Origin of the sequence: Bacillus sp. JKS001846, from assembly GCF_900176455.1 — a bacterium.
Classification (GTDB): domain Bacteria; phylum Bacillota; class Bacilli; order Bacillales; family Bacillaceae_G; genus Bacillus_A; species Bacillus_A cereus.
In genome coordinates this window covers 1629702-1647428 of the sequence record NZ_FWYG01000001.1, presented here as the reverse complement: position 1 = coordinate 1647428, position 17727 = coordinate 1629702, and the positions used below count along the sequence as shown (strand labels likewise).

Sequence of the window (17727 nt, the reverse complement as noted above, 5' to 3'; positions counted from 1 at the left end):
ATTACTTCCCTTCCTTCATATGAATTCCTAAACGAACCGTATCATATACATGTAAATCTTCATTCATCACAACAAAGTCTGCATCTTTTCCTACCGCTAATGCACCTTTATTATTTAATCCAAACTCTTCTGCTTGGTTAACTGATGTCATCAGTACTGCATCTTCGATTGAACAACCTGTAAATTCAATTACATTTCGGAAAGCTTGATCCATTTTTAAAATACTACCAGCTAACGTTCCATCTTCTAATCGAGCACTACCATCTTTTACATGTACTGGCTGTCCGCCAAGCTCATATAATCCATCTTCAAGACCTTTTGCACGCATTGCGTCAGTAATAACACTTACTTTTTTTGGTCCTTTTAACTTATATGCTAATTTCACCATATCAGGGTGAATATGAATGCCATCTGTAATTACTTCAACCATTACATCTGGATTTAATAACACATGACCAACAACTCCTGGTTCACGGTGATGTAATCCACGCATTTGATTGTATAAATGTGTCGCATGTGTAATCTTTCTATTTTTTAGTTGCGCATCAATTGCATCTGTATGCCCCATTGTGCCAACTACACCAGTTTCAGCAAGATATTGTTCAAACTCTAATGCTCCCTCTTCTTCTGGTGCATATGTTACTAATTTAATTAAATTCCCACTTGCTTCTTGCCATTGTTTAAATTGCTCAATATTTGCAGGAACGATATGTTCAAGTGGTTGTGCACCTGCACGTTTCTTTGAAACATAAGGTCCTTCTAAGTGAATATATTCAAAATGCGCTCCTTTTTCTTTTGCTTCTTTTGCAGCAGTTAACGCTGCTTCAATTGCCTCTGGAGCTTGTGTCATTGTTGTTGGGAAGTAAGTTGTAACCCCTTCTTTTAACATTTCTTTACCTAGAGTTACTAACCCATCGCTATTTGCATCCATCGCATCAATATCGTATCCACCATGAATATGAACATCGATCATACCTGGAATTACAATCTTCCCTGTAGCATCAAAAACAGTTTCATTTTCTTGTGGTACATATTGAGCCATCAAACCAATTTCTTTAATGGTTTCTGCGTAACGAATAAATCCGTTTTCCACTATTTCTTGACCTGTGTAAATTTTGGCATTGATGACAATTTGCGTTTTCATTTTCATCGATCCTTTCCCATGAATTACCTACTTGTTATTATTACCTTATTCGCCTAGTTCCATCTTAATATACGCACGAGTAGTTGTCTATACATTCTAATAAAATTTCCTTTTTATTCAACAGAAAAGGAAATTTCTTACGTCTCTTATAATTATAATATATATTATTCATTTTTCCAAAAAGGGACAGTATCGCCCCCTAATATAGAAATCACTTCAATAATGGCATTAACCCGCTAGATCCTAACATAATATGTTCACCATCTGTTTCCATTTCTACTGTACGTTTATTCGTTCTATATACCATTATACCGTGCCTTTTTAAGCGTTTCACTACACTTTGGTGAGGATGTCCATACGGATTACTACTCCCGTACGACAAAATAGCAAACTGCGGTTCCACTTTTTTTATAAACGTTTCACTTGTTGAAGTATATGAGCCGTGATGCCCCACTTTTAACACATCTGCATGGACATCAAATTGTTTTAATATTTCATGTTCTGTCCGTACATCCGCGTCACCCATTAATAAAAAATCCGCTTTTCCATATCGCACCTTTAAAACAATTGAGGATTCATTATTTTCATCTTTTGATTTCCCGTTGTTTAATACTTGTATAGAAACATGTGGATCCAGCGGTATATATTGTCCTTCCTTTACTGAAACGAAAGGTATCCCTCTTTTTTTAATATTATTCCGATACGTATGATAAGTAAGAGAACTATATGTTTTTCCGCTATCTAATATAAGCGATACCGGCATTTGCTCTACAATTGGAATTAACCCTCCTATATGATCCATATCGGGATGCGTACTGACAATTACATCTAAATGATTAATCCCTTTCTCAATTAATTTCTGAATAATAACCTCTCCTGCTTCATAAGGTCCTCCATCAATTAACATTGTTTGTCCATTTGGCATTATAATAAGTGTTGCGTCACCTTGCCCCACTTTTAAAAAGCTCACTTTCATTTTACTAAGATGTTGCCGATGCATATGTAAAGGAGACGTAGTATGAATGGACATCATATACCTTTTAGCTGATGCGCTATTTAAAGAAAAACATAATAAAACAGAAACTAATAATAAAATAATCCGCATACCTCTCATAACTCGTCTCCTTTTTTCATTTAGTATGGCACTGTAAATAATTGATATACAAAAAAAGCTTAGCAAAATGCTAAGCTTTTATTTCGATATCTCTTGTAAGGAACCGAAGAATAAATCTGCTTCATTCATTTGTTCATTCTCTTCAGAAAGCAGTGGTAAATCATCTAATGTTTTCAATCCAAATGTGTCCAAAAATTCTTTTGTTGTTCCGTATAAAATAGGACGCCCTGGTCCTTCTGCTCTTCCCATTTCTTTTATAAGTAAATGTGAAACCAACGTTTGTAACGCCTTATCGGTTTTAACTCCTCTAATCTCTTCCATTTCAGTCCTTGTGATTGGTTGGCGATATGCAACAATCGCTAAAGTTTCGAGGGCAGCTTGTGAGAGTGAAGCAGCTGTTGGTGTATCTATTAATTTTTGATAATATGAAGCATGTTCTTTCTTTGTAGCAAAACGATATACTTTTGCATACTGTACAATTTGCAAACCACGGTTTGCACCTTCACATTCTTGTTGCATTTCTTCTAAAATATTAATTACTTCATTCATTTCAATTTCAAGAACTTTTGCTATTTGTTCTGGATAAATCCCTTCATCACCAGAAACAAATAAAAGGCCTTCAATAATTGACTTTTGTTCTTTCCTATCCATTCCACGAGCTCCTTCCTTCTATTTTCCCATAAAAATACACATCAAAAAACCGAATCACAATTAATGCGTTCGGTTCAATATTTTTTCTCTTGTTCCAAACGATACATTAAAACATAGCATGAGATAAAATGTTTCTATCCCATTTTCACATACTTGCTCTATGCAGATTTATTAGAGCTTGATACGAAAATTTCATCAAAATTATGTTCTTGCTCAATTATGATTTGTTGATTTTTCATAAGTTCCAGAACTGCTAAAAATGTTACAACCATTATTTCACGTTCATCATCAACAAACAAATCGTAAAAACTTTGGCGACCACCCTTTATTTTTAACTGCTTTAAAATATCAGTCATTCGCTGTTCAATTGGTATTTCTTGACGAGTAATACGTGTTGTTACAGGTTTTTTTGCCTTTTTACGGCGCATTAATTTTTGAAATGCTGCTAGCATATCATATAACGTAACATCAAGAGGTAAGCTTGTCTCCTCTTCTTGTTGCAACGATGTAAAGTCAATTGGTGGACGTGTATATAGCTGTGCTCTTTCTTGTTCTCTTTCTTTTAACTCAGTAGCAACTTGCTTATATTTCTTATATTCAATTAACCTCTCCATCAATTCTTGACGAGGATCATCTATAAAATCATCACCGTTATCAAGTACATCTTCTTCATGTTTCGGCAACAACATCTTACTTTTAATTTGTAATAACGTTGCAGCCATTACTAAATACTCACTTGCAACATCTAATTGAAGTTCTTTCATCGTATGCACATAAGATAAATATTGCTCTGTAATATCTGCTACAGGAATATTATATATATCAATTTCATAACGATGTATTAAATGTAACAATAGATCTAACGGCCCTTCAAAAGCCTCTACTTTAAAATTATATTGCACAAAGCATCCCACCACATTTTTTCTATAACAACATAAGTATAGAGCATACTCATGTTCTATCCAACCTTTTTAAGAAATTTAATTAAAAATAGACCGATGCCTATGTCATCATGCCCACCACTTCATATGATAACAGTGTAGTAAGAACAATGTAGGAGGTCAAAAAACTATGGGTCACGTTGATTGTGGTTTTAGCGGTGGGTTCGCATTACTTGTTGTACTGTTTATTTTACTAATTATTGTAGGAGCAGCTTGCTTCTGCTAATATGAACAATAACGGCTAGGGGGAAACCTCCTAGTCGTTTATTGTTCATATTTCTATGATACACTTATATGTATAACCGTTAGATAGGAGCGAGAAAACATGTATCCTACCGAATACATACAATTTTTAATTCATTTCCATGGAGATTATGACTATTTTGAATGCCACGAAATACTAGAAGAGTATTGGAAAACAAAACCAAGAGGTAATCGTGATCATTACTTAGTTGGTCTCATTCAAATCGCAGTTTCTTTATACCACCAAAGACGTGCTAATTGGAATGGTTCCACAAAAATGATGAAAAGCGCAATCACAATTTTAGAAAAAAGCGGTGTGCCTTTACAACGTTTAGGAATTAATCAAGTACAACTTCTTTCCTTGCTCAATGAAAGATTGCAATCTATCCATAAAAAAGAACGTTTTGTACCTTTATTTTTACCCTTATCAGATTCATCGTTAGAGAAGCAGTGCATAGAGTTATGTCAAAAACAAAACCTCTCTTGGAAAGACTTGAATGCTATCCCAGGTGAATATATTATAAACAAGCACACTTTGCGTGATCGCACAGAGGTCATTACTGAACGAAACGAACAATTACAAAAAAGAAAGCAGAGATAATAAACTACTTATCTCTGCTTTCACGAATGTATATTTTGTTCTAGCCCTTTACATTTTTCGCAAAAACTTGCCGTTTGCTCATTTCCGCAAATTGTAAACTCAAGAAATTTACTCTTTAACTCTTGAACCATCTTCGTCCCAATCCCCACATGACGGTGAGACGGGTTCACACTCAAATGCTGAATTTCTAATACTTGATTCTCTTTTTTTACAATCCCCATTATTCCAACAAAATCTTCATTTTCTTTCCACAAATACAATTGCCAATCATCTTTTGCTTCATATTCTTTCATTGTCAATTGTAATGTTTTCACATCTTTTTCAGTTGGCATAAACGAAAGAAGCCCCATTGCAATTTTTTCATAACTTTTTTTAAAACGAATTAACATAACCCTTATCCCTTCTTACAAAAGTTACAAACTAGTAATCCCCTCAATCACTCTTTTCATATCACATTCATTTTACAATATTTTCAACAGAGTGAGAAGAGTCTAAAACAACTTGATAATCATACAAAGCGAAAAGAAGAAAGTCAAATCTATGTTTCAGCACTATTCCTTTAATAAATAGAGTTAAAAAAAGAAAATTTTATATGGAATGGAAAGAAACATATCATTCAACAGCACTTCATTTATAGTTACCCTAAAGCAGCACAATTCTAGCAAAATTAATATAACAAAAAATATTTATTGAAACATATAATGTAATGTATTCTATGTAATTGGTTAAAGGTTTGTTCTCACAAGCAATATATTTTAGCAACAATACTACTTGTATGATGAGCTGTAGAAGAAGTACTCAATCTCATTAAAAATAAAAAAGAGAGCAAAAGCTCTCTTTTTCCTTACCTTATTCTTCCCAAACTTTAACTTCTTTCATTACATCGCCTTGACGCATTTTTAATACTGTTTCAATACCGCTTGTTGCTTTACCAAATACAGTATGAACACCATCTAAATGCGGTTGTGGCTCATGAACGATAAAGAATTGGCTACCGCCTGTGTTACGGCCAGCGTGAGCCATAGAAAGTGATCCTACAAGGTGTCTATGAGGGTTTCCATCAGTTTCACATGGAATAGAGTAACCTGGGCCACCTGCACCTGTACCTGTTGGGTCTCCACCTTGGCTTACGAAGCCAGGAATAACACGGTGGAATGTCACACCATCATAAAATCCTTGCTCTGCTAATTTTTTAAAGTTTTCTACTGTTTTCGGTGCTTCTTCTGGGAAAAATTCCAAGTCGATTTTTTCACCGTTTTCCATTAATATGTATCCTAAAGTTTTCATGCGTATATGTCTCCTTTCAATTATCTCAGCACTATATTACCACATTCATGACTAGAAACAAAAAGAATCCGACAATCTAGATACTTCTTTTTTGAAATGTGGAAAAAGCTAGGTGACAAATAAGAAATATATACTATAATAACTTTGTTGCCCGAAAATTTTAGAAAGAGAAAGGGAGCGATTTTTCGTGAAAACGAAATTATTAGCTCTGCTATTAGCTGTAACGGTATTTATGATGCCAACAGCTTCATTTGCAGACATCATCGAGGGAGAATCAATTGTTACATTAGGAGAGAACTTATCCGAACAACAAAAACAAGATCTGTTAAAAGAAATGAAAGCACCAAAAGATGCTACAATTATCACTGTATCTAATGCGGAAGAACATAAATTTCTAGAAGGCATTGTTCCAAAAGCACAAATTGGTACGAGAGCAATTTCTTCTTCTATGATTACATACACAAAACCAGGATCTGGTCTTATTGTACGATCAAAGAACATTAACTGGGTAACAGATGCAATGTACACTAACGCTTTGATTACAGCAGGTGTAAAAGATGCAGAAATTCAAATTACTGCACCTTTTAAAGTTTCAGGAACTGCAGCTTTAACTGGATTAATGAAAGCATACGAAACTGCGTCCAATAAACAAATTCCTGAAGAAGTTAAAAAAGTAGCGAATGAAGAAATGGTACAAACAGCCCAGCTTGGTGATAAAATTGGTGAAGAAAAAGCAGTTCAACTTGTTGCAAAAATTAAAGAAGAAATTGCAAAAGAACAGCCAAAAACAACAGAAGATTTACGTTCATTAATTAAAAAAATTGCTGACCAACTCGGCATTACATTAACAGATGAACAGTTAGATAACTTAGTATCGTTATTTGATAAAATGAAGAATCTTAATATCGATTGGAATCAAGTTGGTAGTCAATTAAACAAAGCAAAAGAACATGTTTCTGCCTTTTTAGGATCTGAAGAAGGGCAAAGTTTTCTAGATAAAGTGAAAGATTTCTTCTCAAGTATCATTGATTTTGTTAAATCTTTATTCAAGTAAAAAAGAAGCCCGCCAATGACGGGCTTCTTTTTTATACAAGTAACGGTAATTTCATAACAGCCTCTTCAACCGAACGCACTATGTGATTTGCTTTCTCCTTTACATATGGATGGGCATGATGAAGAGTAAATGAATGTGGGGTTACTTCAAACATAGAAATATCATTGAAAGAATCTCCAATACAAGCAACTTCATTTGCTTCAATTTGCAAATGATCCATTAGTCGCTTTAGAGCACTCCCCTTACTCACGCCTCTTGGCATAATATCAACATAGCGTTTACCTGATATAAAAACTTCCGCTTCGCCTTGAAACGTATCTCGTAGCTCTTGATCTAACGTCACAATTTTCTCTTCTTCTCCAAAAACAAACAATTTTGCAGGGTGTACAGTCTTACCAAACTCTTCTTCTAACGCTTCAATTTCAGCGATATGCACGCCCATATATGCTTCAAAATTATGGTGATGTTCATTCTTCCTTTTTGTATATCGCTGCTCATTTGCACAAACAATATCCGCTAGTCCTTTTTTATGTATATACCGATATATTTCCTGAGCAACCGTATTTTCAAAACTCGATTCATGAAATAAATTCCCATCCGGAAGTAACATTGTCGCTCCATTTAAGCCAGTTGTGTAATATGGGAATGAAAACCTTTTTACAACTTCATCAATTCTGTGTGTAAAGCGGCCAGAGGCAAAACAAATATTTGTCCCTTTCTCAGCTAACCAACACAGCGCACGTTCATCTTCTTTTTGCATATGATTCACATCGTAAACGAGCGTGTCATCTAAATCACTTACAAATAATTTAATCATGTCCTCTTCCCCTTCCATACACAATATCTACTCTAAGTGTACACAAAAAATGTTTGATTTTTGTTAAAAAATAATAAATTTTTGCTAAAAAAAATAAACGGGTGTATAATCCCGTTTATTTTTGTCTTTTTACATTTTGAGGTCTTACAATACTTGGTCGTACTTTTAAACTAGACATTGTTGGACGGAGTAAAATTTTTGTTAACGCGCCCCAATCAAATGGTAAAAACGGCCATAAATAAGGTGTTTGTAAACTTTTTATAGACGTTAAAAATAAAATTAATATCGTCATACCAATTACAAATCCCATCTCATGGAAGAGACCTGTTAAAATAATAACAAACAATTTCCCAACCTTATTCCCTAATCCTAATTCATAACTCGGTGTTGCATATGCACCAACCATCGAAACTGCTACATACAAAATTACTTCTGGCACAAACAAACCTACATCAATTGCAATTTGACCAATTAATATAGCGGAAATCAACCCTGCTGCAGACGATAACGGCGTTGGAGTATGAATGGCTGCCATCCTTAAAAACTCAAGTCCGACCTCTGCCATTAACACTTGTAATAAAATTGGTAAATGCGTCATCTTAGTCGGTCCAATAAAAGCCAGATTTGCTGGCAAAAGAGTTGGATCAAATACAAACACTAACCAAAATGGTAATAAAAATAACGAAAATATAACACCTAAAAAGCGCACCCAGCGTAAAAATGTACCGACAGCTGGATTTTGTCTAAACTCTTCCGCATGCTGTAAATGATGAAAATATGTTGTCGGTGTAATCATAGCACTTGGTGATGTGTCGACGAGTACTAACACATGCCCTTCTAGTAGGTGATTTGCTGCTACATCTGGTCTTTCTGTATATCGAATAAGCGGGAATGGGTTATAGCTTTGCTTTACAACAAATTCTTCCACTGTTTTATCCGCCATCGTAATTCCATCTACATCAATGTTATTTAATTCTTGTTTTATAATCTTTACTAAATCCGCATTTGCAACATCTTGTACGTATGTAATACAAATATCCGTTTGCGATCTATCTCCTACTCGAACCATTTCATTTCGAAGGCGTGGATCTCGAATTCTTCTACGAATTAATGCTGTATTTACAACGATATTTTCAACAAACCCATCCCTCGCACCACGTACTACCTTTTCGGTATCTGGTTCTGTCGGTGTTCGCCCTGGATAACTACGAACATCGATCGCGAACGCTTCCGTTTCACCTTCTACAAATATCACAATGAGTCCTGATAATACTTGGAGCATTACCTCATCCATCGTTTTCACTTTGCTTACTTGTTGATGGATTAAGCGATTCTCTAAAAGCTTAACTGTATCTTCTTCTACATCCCTTATCTCATTTGTATCCACTGCTTCTTCTAAAATATGGATAATATAATTTGTATCACAAAGTCCGTTTACAAATAACACACCAATTTCTTTATTCAAAATTTGAAATTTACGAATGCCAACATCGTATGTAACGCCTAGTCCAACTGTCTGTTTTAAATAATTTTCATTGTCACTTATGAAAGTTGATATAGGGATATCCACTTTTTTAGGCTTCGTCATAAAATCCACTCCTTTCTAAAATTAATTGAATTGCTTTCTTTGTAATAGGTGACCCTCTCTCCCATTCATCATTTCCGCACATTTTACCAATATCACCAACTCCAACAATGACAGGAACATTTAAATCGTCTAAACAATATATTGTATCTCCGCTAATCCTGCCAATTTCACCATCTGGAAGTCCAAATTTATCAACACCGTATTCGGTTAAATTCCCGTTCCGATCTACACTTACATCTACACGTGCCCATTCCCAATGATGCGTATTAGACGCTACTGCTAAAATACCGAGCACATCAATTTGTTTATGGGTAGCCACATATTTTAAAGCCTTTTCACCAGATCCTTCTCCAATAAATCCACTGTCATCAAACATGACAAATACAGGGTCATATGGCGTTTGCATAATAAGCTCAACAACTTTTTTCCCTGTCAATTTGGTTGGATTACTTTGTGATGCTGAAATACACCTTCCCCCAAATTCCTTCGTTAAAAGCTCAATTGTCCGCTTTGCATATTCATCTCCATCTGTGACCAAAACAACCCTTCGTCTCATTTGATTTATCCTTTCGGTTTACATATAAGTGCTATAAAAAATGAAAACAATATCGCTGCGGAAATACCCGCAGACGTTAAACTAAACATGCCAATACCAATTCCTAAATATCCATGTTTTTCTGCTGCATGCATTGCTCCGTGCAATAGTGAATGTCCAAAACTTGTAATAGGGACTGTCGCTCCAGCACCTGCAAACTTTATTAGTTTATCGTATAATCCAAATCCATCTAAAATTGCTCCGATGACTACAAAAGTTGCCATTAAATGAGCTGGTGTTAACTTTACGAAATCTAACAATAGTTGCCCAATTAAACAAATAGCTCCACCTACAAGAAATGCATATATAAAATCCACAATTCACTCTCCTTTAACTCTCTCAAATACGACACCATGTGCAATTGTTGGAATCGTTTCCTTCTGTTGCATCATCATTGGGCTTAATAATGCACCAGTCGCAACGACAAAAATTCGTTGTAAATTCCCTTTTTGCATCTCGTGTAATAAATGACCATACGTAACAACTGCTGAACAAGCGCAACCACTACCACCTGCAAACACTTCTTCTTGACTTGCTTCATAAATCATCAATCCACAATCATTGTATATATGCCCAAGATCATAACCTTCCTCAAGTAAAAGTTGTTTCGCAATCGGCGTCCCAACAGCTGATAAATCACCCGTAACAATCAAATCATAATCATCGGCACTTCTTCTTAAATCTTCAAAATGTTGTTGAATTGTATGAGCTGCTGCTGGAGCCATCGCTGCCCCCATATCCAAAGGATTTGTGATTCCTAAATCTTGCACTTTTCCGATTGTAGCTGACGTAATTTTAATTGCACTTTTTTCATCGCTAATTAATATAGATCCTGCACCAGTCACAGTTGAATTTGCTGTCCCTGGTTTTTGTCCACCATACTCTGTTGGATAGCGAAATTGTCTTTCAGCCGTTGCATTATGACTGCTTACTGTAGCTAAGACACGATTTGCAAATCCACCGTCTATAAAAGCTGAGCCAACTGCTAAAGTCTCCATAGACGTCGCACAAGCGCTAAACATTCCTAAAAAAGGAATGCCCCACTTACGCGCAACATAATTTGCTGTCACTGTTTGATTTAATAAATCTCCCGCTAAAAAGAAATCAATTTGCGATGTTTTTATATTCCCTTTTTGCACCGCTTGTTGAATTGAGTCTGACATTAATCTTCGTTCGGCGAGCTCCCAATTTTCTTCTCCACAATGCAAGTCATCATATGAAATATCAAATTTTTTCCCAAGAGGGCCCTCAGCTTCTTTCGGACCGACAGCAGTGCCCGTTGCATTTACATATATATCATTTTGAAATACCCACGTTTGTTTTCCGGTCAACCTCATACTAGCCCCTCCTTTAAGACATAAAAATTTTAAAGGTATACCTTATTAACCCAATGATATATGCACCAACAACCCCAAATACAATCACACTTCCTGCCAGTTTAAACATATTTGTAGCAATCCCTAGAACAACCCCTTCGCTCTTATGTTCTAAGGCAGCGCTCGCCATAGAATTTGCAAATCCTGTTACCGGTACCGCTGATCCTGCTCCAGCAAATTGACCAATTTTATCATATACACCACACCCTGTTAAAATCGCGGATAATAAAACAAGAGTTGCAACAGTTGGGTTTCCTGCCTCTTGTTCACTAAAGTGAAAATAATGTATATAAAATTTCATCAATGCTTCTCCAACTGTGCAAATGAGTCCACCTACAAGAAATGCTTTGATACAATTTAGTAAATAGTTTGGCTTTGGATGATACTCCTTCACTTTATTTATGTAATCATCCTTCAATTTCTGACTTGTCATTTATATACTGCCTCCTACTTTACGAAATAAATCCAGTGAAACAACGATCCTATTACTTTCCCAAGTACAATAGCAACGAGTAAAACAATAATCTTGCCCTCTACCCCTACTCGTTTCGCTAAAATAGGTAGAACATTTAACACCTCTGTTAATGCCGCAGCAAGCATTCCAATGAACGTGCCACAAAATATCCCTAATATAACGAGCCAATATTGCGACGTTTGAAATGTAATGTTTTTCAAACTGCACCAAGCCCCTGTTAAAGTACCTGCAATGACTGCCCACTCAAAATATTGAATATGCTTTCCACTTCTCGTTAATTGGGCTAAACGGGGGATTATACCAAGTACAGCTAAAAATGCGACATATCCGCTACCTACCGCAATCCCTCCAGCTAAACCAATTAAAATAACAAATCCAGACTCAATCATCGGTAAGTTGTTTCATATTACCCTTGTTTTCATTAACGATTACATATTGATCAAGTGACTGTTGGTATTGAAACATCTCAACTTCTAGCGGACTTGGCTCTTCATTAATTCGTTTTTGAAATACATGATTAAAGAATAAAACCATCCCTAAGCCAAGGCCTAAAGAATAAGGAATTTGAAATAAAAGTGGTTGCGCATTAAATTCTCCAGTAATCATGTAATATAACCGTTGATGTACTTGTTGCATACTTACATCTTCATGGAAATAAATGATCGCAAGGGCCGCTCCAATGAAAAGTAACAGCCATACAAGCCCGAAAAAAATTGGGTGTGCCTTCTTTTTTTCGTATATAATTTCAACAAGAGTTTGTCCAGAACCGAGTAAATTAATTTGTACATGAGATGCTTTCTGTTGAATAATCTCAATTACTTTCATAACATCAATTACAACATGCGTCTTATCATGCGCTGTTATTTTGTAAACTATCTCATTTTGTAACAACTCAACTACGGAAGAATCTCCGGCAAGTTGAGCAACATCACCCAGCTTTACTTCATAAGTAGGAGAAACTTTTAAACGATTGCGCATTTTAATATAAATCGTTTGTTCCAACTTTCATTCACCCCTTCACTCTTCCTCGTAGTTGTAGTATGGTTATTGAATTTTTTTCTAATACAATTTTTTCATAAAAAAACATCTGCACCATTTCGGTACAGATGTTTTTTACTTATGCCTTTTTCTTAAATAAGTTTGCAATACTTAATGCAAGCCCTCCCCAAATGACTACTATTCCAATAACCATCATCATAATTGCTGATCCACTCATTATGAAACACCTCGATCTTTCCATTCTTTTTCAAGCTTGGCAGAATCCGAATGTATTTGTGCATTCCATTTCTTTAGACTAATAATTAGCGCAACGATAAGGAAGGCTGCTGCTATCGACCAACCATACGTTACAACAAACTCAGTCGGATAATCTCCGTAGTTCTTTTTAATATTTTGGATTGTACCATCAATTAGCATATACCCTAACATAAGTGGAGTAATAACGAGTAAACTCACTCTCCAAAACGTTCCTAATTTAATGTCAGATACAAAGTTTGCATGATTTTGATAAACTGGTAAACGACGTAAAATGAGCCCTATCGTCACTACTTCCGCAAGTGCAATTGTAATTAATCCAAAATTATTAGCGAAATAGTCGACAACATCTAAGAACATAAGCCCACCACGTGTTGCAAAAATAAGAGAAACTAACACGAGAAAGGTTCCCATAATTCCAATGGTTTTTTCCCGACTTAAACTGAATTTTTCAGACACAGCAGCAAAGCATACTTCCGCGAGTGAAATAAGTGATGTGATTCCAGCAACCGTTAACGATAAGAAAAATAATACACCAAACAACGGTGACATCGGTAATTCATTAATAATTTGCGGAAATACTACGAATGCAAGCCCAACGCCAGCACTTGCTACTTTATCAACCGGTACTCCCATATTATTTGCCATAAATCCAAGAGCTGCAAAGACCCCAATACCTGCTAATAATTCAAATCCTGAATTTGCAAATCCAGTAATAAAGGCATTATTTGTTGTATCCGAGGTTTTCGGTAAATAACTAGAATACGTAATCATAATTCCAAATGCTAAAGATAAACTAAAGAATATTTGACCATAAGCAGCAAGCCATACTTTCCCATCAAAAATACGACTCCAATCTGGTTTAAAGAATGCATCTAGTCCTTGCATAGCACCTTCCATCGTCACTGCACGAACGACAATAATAAGGAACATAACAACTAATAAAGGAATAAATATACGGTTAACAACTTCGATTCCTTTTTTAACTCCTTTAAATGCAACGCCAAGCACAATAATCCAAACGAGAGCTAACGGAATTAATACTTCCGGTACAAGTCCTCCAAATTGCCCTGGCTTATCTGCAACATGTAAGTACTCTTTAAATAAAAATGATTGCGTGTCTTTTCCCCATGCTCCAGTAATTGCAAAGTATGTATACGATATAGACCAAGCAATAATCACTGCATAATATGTTGAAACGATAAATGTTACGCACATTTGCCACCATCCAATAAATTCGGCACGCGGGCTAATACGGAAAAATGTAAGTGGTGCTGAACCACGATGACGATGACCAAGGGCAAACTCAAACGCTAACAATGAAATACCAGTCGTTAATAATGCAAATAAGTACGGTAAAAAGAATGCTCCTCCTCCATTTTCATACGCTGTATAAGGAAAACGCCATATGTTTCCTAATCCAACGGCAGATCCGACCGCTGCAAAAATAAATCCAGCTCTCGTTCCCCATTGTTGCCTCGTTTCCATGTTTCCTTCCCCCTTTATGACAAGTTCATACTTGGATTATATTTCAAATTAACTAAATTTTAAATAAATTCTGTTAATTTTTACGGAAATTAACATCTCTCTCCTATTAACGGCATAAAAAAATCGAATAGACAATTATTCGTCTATTCGATCTTTCATCTGTTTTAATATTTTCTTTTCAAGTCTTGAAACTTGTACTTGCGAAATGCCTATGCGCTCTGCTACTTCTGACTGTGTTTGATCTTTATAGTAACGCAAGTATACAATTAAGCGCTCTCGTTCATCTAGTTCTCTAATCGCTTCTTTTAAAGCAATTTTATCGAACCATTTCGTTTCAGATTGATCTGCAATTTGATCTAAAATAGTGATTGGATCTCCATCGTTTTCATATACAGTTTCATGTATAGACGAAGGGGCCCGGCTCGCTTCTTGTGCTAGAACAACTTCCTCTGGCGTTAGTTCTAGTGCCTCTGCCACTTCATTAATCGTTGGAGCCCTTCCGAATTCTTTCGAAAGCTCATCTCTCATCTTTCGAATTTTGTTTCCTGTTTCTTTTAAAGACCTACTAACTTTCACTGATCCATCATCACGTAAGAAACGTTGTATTTCACCAATAATCATTGGAACTGCATATGTTGAAAATTTCACGTCGAAAGATAAATCAAATTTATCTACCGATTTCAAGAGCCCAATACATCCAATTTGAAATAGGTCGTCTGGTTCGTATCCTCGATTAAGAAACCGCTGTACAACCGACCAAACGAGGCGCATATTACTTTGAACGATTGTATCTCTCGCTTGTTGATCTCCATCTTGACTTTTTTGAATTAACGCTTTTAGCTCGTGGTCCTTTAACTGAGGTTTCTTCTTCTCATTTTTGACCTCTATGTCCATAGGCTATTCTCCTTAATTGCATAGAGCGTTACTATTTGATAAGTATTTTGTCAAATGGATTGTTGTCCCGAAAGATTCGTTTGAAATAACTTCTACTTCATCCATAAAATTTTCCATGATAGTAAATCCCATTCCGGAACGCTCTAATTCAGGTTTAGTTGTAAAAAGGGGTTGTCTCGCTTCATCTAAGTTAAAGATTCCAATCCCTTCATCTCGAATCGTGAGTTTCACCATTGCTTCTTCCAAAATTACAGAAATATAAACAATACCTTCTGCATTTCCTTCGTATCCATGAATAATTGCATTTGTAACCGCTTCTGACACAACTGTTTTAATCTCCGTTAATTCTTCCATCGTTGGATCTAGTTGTGCAATGAAAGCCGCTACTGTAACGCGAGCGAACGATTCATTTTGACTTAATGCTGAAAATTGAAGGTTCATTTCATTTCTCATCTATGCCACCCCCAACGTCGCGAGCGCGTGCGCTTCACTTTCTTCTAAGCGAACGATTTTGAATAAGCCCGACATTTCAAATAAACGCTTAACAGGCGGTGAAATTGCACAAACAACCATTTCTCCACCTAATCCCTTTACGTGTTTATATCGGCCTAATATAACACCTAGACCAGAACTATCCATAAAAGATAAGTTCTCTAGGCTCAAAACAATATGATGAACACCATGTGTCTCAATCATATCTGTTACTTTCGTTCGCAACTCTTCAGCCGTATGATGATCTAATTCACCCTCTAGTCTCACACATAGGACGTCACGTTTTACTTCTAATTGCATGGAAAGACTCACACGATTTCCTCCTTATGCTCAAACTTTACTTATTCACATACATAAAGATTTTCGTGATACAAAATAAGAATCCTTCCTGCTGACAAAAGAAGAACTATTTCGTCATAAAGTGAAACCTTTCAGCATTATTCACTTACATACGAATAGAAAAGCGGCAAAATATTTGCCGCTATTTTGATGTTGAAAACATCCCAAAACTTCTTTTAAATAACTCCCACCAGCTCGCTGCAGCAACATCTTCTTTTGCTACAATTGTTTGTTTTAATAAAACATCTTTATCTTTTTTAATAACAAGTGTACCAAGCGCGTCACCTTTTTTAATCGGTGCTTTTACTTTCTTTTCAGCAATTACTTCTTGTTTTACCTTGTCCATATTCTCGCCCTTCTTCATAAGAAGAGAAACATTATCTGATGCAACTAAATCTACTTTTTCTTTTTTCCCTTTCCCTACTTGAACTGTCTTAATTTTTTCGCCGCGCGTATACAATTTCTTTGTCATATATTGACCAAATGCGTAGTCAAGAAGCTTCGTCACTTGGTTGTTCCGTTCTTTTGATGTTGGTGCTCCCATGACAACTGAAATGACACGCATGCCATTTTTTTCAGCCGATGCTGTTAAACAATATTTCGCTTCTGTCGTAAAACCTGTTTTTACTCCATCTACGCCAGGATAAAAACGTACTAGCTTATTCGTATTAACGAGCCAAAACTTTTTATCCGTATCTTCACGTAAATAATCTTCGTACTTACCTGTGTATTTACGAATAAGTGGATACTTCATCAATTCTCTCGCCATTATAGCCATATCATTTGCTGTCGAATAATGGTCTTTGGCCGGAAGACCTGTTGGGTTTTGAAAATGTGTATTTTTCAGTCCTAGATCTTTCGCCTTTTTGTTCATCATATTTACAAATCCTTCTTCTGAACCTGCGATATGCTCGGCTACTGCAACAGATGCGTCATTTCCAGATGCAATTGCAATACCCTTTAACATCTCATTTACAGTCATCTCTTCCCCAGGTTCTAAAAAGATTTGCGATCCACCCATTGAAGCTGCATGTTCGCTCGCTCTAACTTTATCGGTCAGTTTTAGTTTTCCTTTTTCAACTTGTTCCATAATTAAAAGCATTGTCATAATCTTTGTCATACTAGCTGGTGGTAATTTTTCATTTGGGTTTTTATCAAATAAAACTTTACCTGTATCTTGCTCAATTACGATTGCTGACGACGCTTGTTCCGCTAACTTCGGTGTTGTTTCTTCTGTTTTCTCCTGCTTCGTTTTCTCAGATTGTGCGAAACTCACTGAAGTTCCAGAAAGCAATAACATGAAACAAACAAGTATTCCAAAAACTCGCTTCATGACTAACCCTCCATTCTATATCAGACCTATTTTTTCCAATT

23 protein-coding genes are annotated in these 17727 nt (G+C 35.9%); 3 read left to right on the top strand and 20 right to left on the bottom strand.

Annotation, left to right across the window (positions count from 1 at the left end; translation table 11 throughout):
- Position 1: 1 nt before the first annotated feature.
- The 4 genes from nagA to scpA form a co-directional block, all read right to left on the bottom strand.
- Complete coding sequence (gene nagA / locus B9A45_RS09115; protein WP_001987227.1) at positions 2-1144, bottom strand: N-acetylglucosamine-6-phosphate deacetylase; 1143 nt, start codon at positions 1142-1144, stop codon at positions 2-4.
- Positions 1145-1355: 211 nt separating this feature from the next.
- A complete protein-coding gene (locus B9A45_RS09110) occupies positions 1356-2258 on the bottom strand; it encodes a ComEC/Rec2 family competence protein (protein ID WP_084063993.1) in 903 nt (300 codons plus the stop codon).
- A 78-nt stretch (positions 2259-2336) separates the two neighbouring features.
- Positions 2337-2909, bottom strand: a complete 573-nt coding sequence (scpB, locus tag B9A45_RS09105) for a segregation/condensation protein ScpB (RefSeq protein WP_000375170.1) — start codon at positions 2907-2909, stop codon at positions 2337-2339.
- A gap of 158 nt (positions 2910-3067) precedes the next feature.
- Complete coding sequence (scpA, locus tag B9A45_RS09095; protein WP_001199753.1) at positions 3068-3811, bottom strand: segregation/condensation protein A; 744 nt, start codon at positions 3809-3811, stop codon at positions 3068-3070.
- Between the two features lie 169 nt (positions 3812-3980).
- Here scpA and B9A45_RS09090 point away from each other — a divergent pair, with 169 nt between their 5' ends.
- Positions 3981-4076 (top strand): YjcZ family sporulation protein, encoded by a 96-nt coding sequence (locus B9A45_RS09090; protein ID WP_000510194.1) that lies wholly within the window; start codon positions 3981-3983, stop codon positions 4074-4076.
- A gap of 99 nt (positions 4077-4175) precedes the next feature.
- Entirely contained in the window at positions 4176-4694 is a 519-nt protein-coding gene (locus tag B9A45_RS09085) for a DUF309 domain-containing protein (protein ID WP_000283597.1), read from the top strand.
- 20 nt (positions 4695-4714) lie between these two features.
- On the opposite strand, the gene ribT is transcribed toward B9A45_RS09085, so the two are convergent.
- Both ribT and B9A45_RS09075 read right to left on the bottom strand, forming a co-directional pair.
- Positions 4715-5083 (bottom strand): GNAT family N-acetyltransferase RibT, encoded by a 369-nt coding sequence (ribT, locus tag B9A45_RS09080; RefSeq protein WP_000908401.1) that lies wholly within the window; start codon positions 5081-5083, stop codon positions 4715-4717.
- Positions 5084-5543: 460 nt separating this feature from the next.
- The gene (locus B9A45_RS09075) at positions 5544-5981 is read right to left on the bottom strand and encodes a peptidylprolyl isomerase (protein ID WP_000853782.1); all 438 of its coding nucleotides are present in this window, start codon (positions 5979-5981) and stop codon (positions 5544-5546) included.
- Between the two features lie 187 nt (positions 5982-6168).
- Here B9A45_RS09075 and B9A45_RS09070 point away from each other — a divergent pair, with 187 nt between their 5' ends.
- Positions 6169-7035 carry a DUF1002 domain-containing protein gene (locus tag B9A45_RS09070; RefSeq protein WP_000850515.1) on the top strand — a complete coding sequence of 289 codons (867 nt, stop codon included), beginning with the start codon at positions 6169-6171 and terminating at the stop codon, positions 7033-7035.
- Between the two features lie 31 nt (positions 7036-7066).
- Here the strand turns inward: B9A45_RS09070 and B9A45_RS09065 are convergent, their stop codons facing one another.
- The 14 genes from B9A45_RS09065 to dacF all read right to left on the bottom strand — a co-directional run bounded on the left by B9A45_RS09065 (position 7067) and on the right by dacF (position 17686).
- The gene (locus tag B9A45_RS09065) at positions 7067-7870 is read right to left on the bottom strand and encodes a Cof-type HAD-IIB family hydrolase (protein ID WP_002101284.1); all 804 of its coding nucleotides are present in this window, start codon (positions 7868-7870) and stop codon (positions 7067-7069) included.
- Between the two features lie 97 nt (positions 7871-7967).
- Positions 7968-9440 carry a spore germination protein SpoVAF gene (spoVAF, locus tag B9A45_RS09060; protein ID WP_000165592.1) on the bottom strand — a complete coding sequence of 491 codons (1473 nt, stop codon included), beginning with the start codon at positions 9438-9440 and terminating at the stop codon, positions 7968-7970.
- Entirely contained in the window at positions 9427-9996 is a 570-nt protein-coding gene (locus B9A45_RS09055; protein ID WP_001254415.1) for a stage V sporulation protein SpoVABEA, read from the bottom strand. The genes spoVAF and B9A45_RS09055 overlap by 14 nt, the downstream gene beginning before the upstream one ends.
- 5 nt (positions 9997-10001) lie before the next feature.
- Positions 10002-10352 carry a stage V sporulation protein AE gene (gene spoVAE / locus B9A45_RS09050; protein ID WP_000345904.1) on the bottom strand — a complete coding sequence of 117 codons (351 nt, stop codon included), beginning with the start codon at positions 10350-10352 and terminating at the stop codon, positions 10002-10004.
- A gap of 3 nt (positions 10353-10355) precedes the next feature.
- A complete protein-coding gene (spoVAD, locus tag B9A45_RS09045) occupies positions 10356-11372 on the bottom strand; it encodes a stage V sporulation protein AD (protein ID WP_001241158.1) in 1017 nt (338 codons plus the stop codon).
- Positions 11373-11385: 13 nt separating this feature from the next.
- Complete coding sequence (gene spoVAC, locus B9A45_RS09040; protein WP_000203807.1) at positions 11386-11844, bottom strand: stage V sporulation protein AC; 459 nt, start codon at positions 11842-11844, stop codon at positions 11386-11388.
- A 14-nt stretch (positions 11845-11858) separates the two neighbouring features.
- Positions 11859-12275, bottom strand: coding sequence for a stage V sporulation protein SpoVAB (gene spoVAB / locus B9A45_RS09035; RefSeq protein ID WP_016111266.1), 417 nt, complete (start codon positions 12273-12275; stop codon positions 11859-11861).
- Positions 12268-12888: a stage V sporulation protein AA gene (locus B9A45_RS09030; protein ID WP_016111267.1), complete on the bottom strand. Its 621-nt coding sequence runs from the start codon at positions 12886-12888 to the stop codon at positions 12268-12270. Before B9A45_RS09030 ends, spoVAB begins: the two co-directional genes overlap by 8 nt.
- A gap of 115 nt (positions 12889-13003) precedes the next feature.
- The gene (locus B9A45_RS09025) at positions 13004-13102 is read right to left on the bottom strand and encodes a methionine/alanine import family NSS transporter small subunit (RefSeq protein ID WP_000016826.1); all 99 of its coding nucleotides are present in this window, start codon (positions 13100-13102) and stop codon (positions 13004-13006) included.
- On the bottom strand, positions 13102-14628 hold the full coding sequence (locus tag B9A45_RS09020) for a sodium-dependent transporter (protein ID WP_084063992.1): 1527 nt from the start codon (positions 14626-14628) through the stop codon (positions 13102-13104). Before B9A45_RS09020 ends, B9A45_RS09025 begins: the two co-directional genes overlap by 1 nt.
- 135 nt (positions 14629-14763) lie before the next feature.
- The gene (gene sigF, locus B9A45_RS09015; RefSeq protein ID WP_000350729.1) at positions 14764-15522 is read right to left on the bottom strand and encodes an RNA polymerase sporulation sigma factor SigF; all 759 of its coding nucleotides are present in this window, start codon (positions 15520-15522) and stop codon (positions 14764-14766) included.
- Between the two features lie 12 nt (positions 15523-15534).
- A complete protein-coding gene (spoIIAB, locus tag B9A45_RS09010; protein ID WP_001243398.1) occupies positions 15535-15975 on the bottom strand; it encodes an anti-sigma F factor in 441 nt (146 codons plus the stop codon).
- On the bottom strand, positions 15976-16326 hold the full coding sequence (gene spoIIAA, locus B9A45_RS09005) for an anti-sigma F factor antagonist (protein WP_000059135.1): 351 nt from the start codon (positions 16324-16326) through the stop codon (positions 15976-15978).
- A gap of 169 nt (positions 16327-16495) precedes the next feature.
- A complete protein-coding gene (gene dacF, locus B9A45_RS09000; protein WP_000831998.1) occupies positions 16496-17686 on the bottom strand; it encodes a serine-type D-Ala-D-Ala carboxypeptidase DacF in 1191 nt (396 codons plus the stop codon).
- Positions 17687-17727 lie beyond the last annotated feature (41 nt).